This window comes from Bradyrhizobium sp. AUGA SZCCT0222 (assembly GCF_018130205.1).
Lineage (GTDB): Bacteria > Pseudomonadota > Alphaproteobacteria > Rhizobiales > Xanthobacteraceae > Bradyrhizobium.
In genome coordinates this window covers 1-1,194 of record NZ_JAFCLX010000104.1, presented here as the reverse complement: position 1 = coordinate 1,194, position 1,194 = coordinate 1, and the positions used below count along the sequence as shown (strand labels likewise).

Below are 1,194 nucleotides of genomic sequence, written 5' to 3'. Positions count from 1 at the left end.
GGCCTAGGGCTTGGCAATCGCGCCCACTTTTCCGGTTAGGCGAGTAGCCCTGCATCGGGCGCTTCACTGCAGAGACTTCGGGTTCCACTGAAAGATAACCTCGCAAACTGGGCCCTTAGCGGTTCGCACTATTATCGACAAGTGTGCGATTGTCCGCTCTAAGCGCAGATCGTCGCGCGCAATTTCAGCTAACGTTCGGGAAGCCTCTTGTCGAGCCGACCCTACATTAAGAAGGAGTTCACCCTCTTCATCGACCGTTACATCATCATCTATGACGATGTCGAAGTAGTAGCGGATCATCGCGCACTCTCCGGTTCGGCGGGAGCGCTATCGGGTCGCTTGCAATCTTACACAGCTAAAACGCGCAATGAACTAATTAAGCGCGCCGGTCCTGGCCGGTCTGTTCACTTGTGAACCCTTCGAGTTTGATTCCTTTACCTTTTCAGCGTTCGTTGGCCCAGAGGGAGCAGCGCAGCCATAAGGAAGTTAATTGCCGACGCGGTCGATCGGACCGGGGGGGCGCGCTGGCCCGCTATGAGCTGCTGCTACCGGCGGGCTTTATTCGTTAGGACTTAAGCACCGGAGCAAATCGTTCAGAAAATGGCGCTGCCCTGACGTCCCCACAACGGAACTTTTCCTTAATTTCCCAATTTTGGCTTGGAATAAATTAGGTGACTGGACCAATGCCTCGACCTTGGACGCGCTGGACAGATGAAGATGTTTCAAAGCTCAAGACCATGGCAAAGAAATATCCCGTAGATCAAATCGCTCGGGACTTAGACCGCGCGGGATTTCTTCTGTTTATCCGAAGGCACACAAACTCGGCATTTCGCTGGGGCGAGTACCAGCATCGCAATCAAATCCATCGGCTCTAGATCCGACTGGCTAAACAGCCCGGTGCCTTCCAGACCCGCGGGCTGTCCACCAGCCCAGAGCGCGAGTTCTAGCCAAGACAGCTCGCCGGTTCGCGCCGGCGGTTTTTTCTTTGATGTTGGGAACGATCAGGCGCCGGAGGAATCGATCCTGCGCTCCCGGGAATGCCTCTACTCCAACCGGGAGAAAACCCTCCGCAGGGTTGGCGGCCTTGGTTCGTGGCGTTCTCCGCGCCGGGGCCGTTTGCGCGATCCAGAGGCCTTTCGAGAACCAAAGATGTGCGAACTGCTCACGAAACGCAATTGGGGGCTGGTGGCTATA

General features: G+C 55.9%; 1 protein-coding gene. It reads right to left on the bottom strand.

Features of this window, described 5'->3' with window-relative positions:
• Positions 1-63: 63 nt before the first annotated feature.
• Complete coding sequence (locus JQ629_RS36905) at positions 64-300, bottom strand: DUF6894 family protein (RefSeq protein WP_212416794.1); 237 nt, start codon at positions 298-300, stop codon at positions 64-66.
• Positions 301-1,194 lie beyond the last annotated feature (894 nt).

What these genes read in the sequence shown, in the direction of transcription:
- JQ629_RS36905 (WP_212416794.1), bottom strand. Translation starts at nt 300, where the DNA reads ATGATCCGCTACTACTTCGACATCGTCATAGATGATGATGTAACGGTC.